Origin of the sequence: Mesorhizobium sp. M5C.F.Ca.IN.020.32.2.1 (assembly GCF_004023105.1) — a bacterium.
In the GTDB taxonomy this organism is placed as follows: Bacteria; Pseudomonadota; Alphaproteobacteria; order Rhizobiales; family Rhizobiaceae; genus Mesorhizobium; species Mesorhizobium wenxiniae.
On the sequence record NZ_RZSX01001036.1, the window covers coordinates 1 to 1999 of the forward strand.

General features: G+C 63.0%; 2 protein-coding genes and 2 pseudogenes. 2 read left to right on the forward strand and 2 right to left on the reverse strand.

The window, feature by feature from the left end; translation table 11 throughout:
- Positions 1 to 220, reverse strand: a pseudogene (locus tag EOA86_RS40870) (hypothetical protein); the annotation flags it as partial.
- A gap of 349 nt (positions 221 to 569) precedes the next feature.
- Positions 570 to 848, reverse strand: a pseudogene (locus EOA86_RS32455) (arginase family protein); the annotation flags it as partial.
- Between the two features lie 179 nt (positions 849 to 1027).
- On the opposite strand from EOA86_RS32455, the gene EOA86_RS32460 reads away from it, so the two are divergent.
- Entirely contained in the window at positions 1028 to 1756 is a 729-nt protein-coding gene (locus tag EOA86_RS32460) for a GntR family transcriptional regulator (protein ID WP_128345327.1), read from the forward strand.
- 88 nt (positions 1757 to 1844) lie between these two features.
- A partial coding sequence (locus tag EOA86_RS32465; RefSeq protein ID WP_206630201.1) for a flavin reductase occupies positions 1845 to 1999 on the forward strand: 155 nt, incomplete at its 3' end.

The following is a 1999-nucleotide window of genomic DNA, read 5'->3' on the forward strand; positions in this document are numbered from 1 at the left end:
TGGTTGTACCTGTTCGCTTGGAGTGACGGGTTCTGGTTTCAGCGCCCGGGAACGGCGAATTGCGAAGCGGCGGAACGTCTGCGAGGGTGCGCGCCGCCGCGAAGCCGAGCGGCTTTTGCGCATTGCCATCGTGATAGATGAAAACGAGGCGGCGGCGGTGCGATGCCAGGCGGGCCGGCAACGGGTGATAGGCGACGCCGGTGCCGCCGACGAGCGGCATGACCGCGCCGACATCGACCAGATTCTCGGTTTCGACGCGGAGAAGATGAAGCCGGACGCCATCCGCGCCGACAAACGGTATGCCGGCCAGACGCAGAAAGCTGGACGGGTCCGGCGCCCGTGCAAAGCTTTCGAGAAAGCGGTTTCAACAAGATCAAGGTCGACCGTCGCTGGATCAACCGGCGGCTTGTCAGCCTGGTCGGGCGGCAGATGCGGCGTCTGCCATTGCAGCGGCTTGCCCGCCGGCCCGTTGTGGCCGAGGGCGTGCGGATGGTCATGATGGCCGTTCGGCCCGTGATGATGATGGCCATCGCCATGATCGCCACTGTGGTGGTGATCGTCATGCATGGTCAAAGACTCACCGGTTTGTCGATGATGGATTTGTGCTTGCCGAGATTACCGTGGGCGACCATCGAGCCGAGCGCTTCGACGACGACACGCACACCAAACAGCGCCGTGATGTCTGAGGTGTCGTAGGGCGGCGAAACCTCGACCACTTCCAGCCCGCAGATGCCGGACGCAGTCACCAGCCCAAGCAGCTTGAGCGCCTCGCGCGGCAGGAAGCCGCCCGGCTCAGGCCAGCCCGTACCGGGCACGAAACCGCAATCGAGACTGTCGACGTCGAAAGCTGCCGGAAACTAGTGGTGAAAAGCCGAGACTTGGTTACCCAGATGCAACAGGCCCGGATGGAAATTTTGCGGTCTGAGCTGACATCGGAGTGTGAAGGCAGCGCCATTCTTGACTTTTACGATCGGCGCAGCCGGGTCGAAAATTAGCTTGATCTTATGGTCGACAACATGTATACATCATGTCTATGTCAATCCCTTATCAATCACAACGCCCTGCAATAGGTCAACGCGCCGATGCTGCGCAGGACGTCGTCTACCGCTGGCTGAAGCAGCATGTGCTGACCTTGCCTAGCCGCGAGGGCACGTTCCTTACCGAGGCTGAGGTCTGCCGCGAGACGGGAACGTCACGGACGCCGGTGCGCGAGGCGCTGTTGAGGCTCGAAGCAGACGGCCTCCTGCAGATCGTGCCGAAAAAGGGCGCCTATGTACCGCCGATCACCGAAACGGAGATCGAAGCAGTGATGCAGGCGCGCGGCTTGGTGGAAGAGTGGTGCGCGCGGCAGGCGGCCGGCTTCGGCGACATGCTTGCGACGGAACTCGACAGGCTGATGGCCCGGCAGGTGGAGGTGCAGCACGACACCGTTGCGTTCATCGAATGTGACCGGGACTTTCATCGTACGATCGTGCGCGCCGCCGGCAATCCGGTGCTCGCCGACTTCTATGAGAGCCTACGGGACCGCCAGTTGCGGATGGGCGTGCGCGCTATCACAATCTCCGGCGGACGCGGCGACAGCGTGCTTGCCGAGCACGCAGCGATTGTCGAGGGCATACGCCACGGACAGCCCGAACAGGCGGCCGCAGCCGTCGCCCAGCATCTGGCGCGGACGCTCGTCGCGTTGCGGCTGCCGATCGCGGCAGGCTGGGGTTCGGTTGCAACCGAGCGCAGTCCGGCGGTGGCGGCGCAGTAAGGAAAGGCCGCGGCGTTCGCATGGCAGTTGGTCAACGGAATTGAATTGATTATCGTGATTTAACAGATCGGTGCCGAAAGGGCCGGGCATGATCATCGGCAGGGAAACGGCTTTCGACGTGCGCGCGTTCCGCCAGGCGCTGGGACAGTTTCCGACCGGCGTCTGCGCCGTCACCTGTGTGGCCGATGGCGAGCAGCTCGGCATGACGATCAGTTCGTTCAACTCGCTGTCTCTCGATCCACC

Excerpts from the sequence above, each read along its gene's own strand:
- EOA86_RS32460 (WP_128345327.1), top strand. The coding sequence starts at position 1,028 with ATGTCTATGTCAATCCCTTATCAATCACAACGCCCTGCAATAGGTCAA.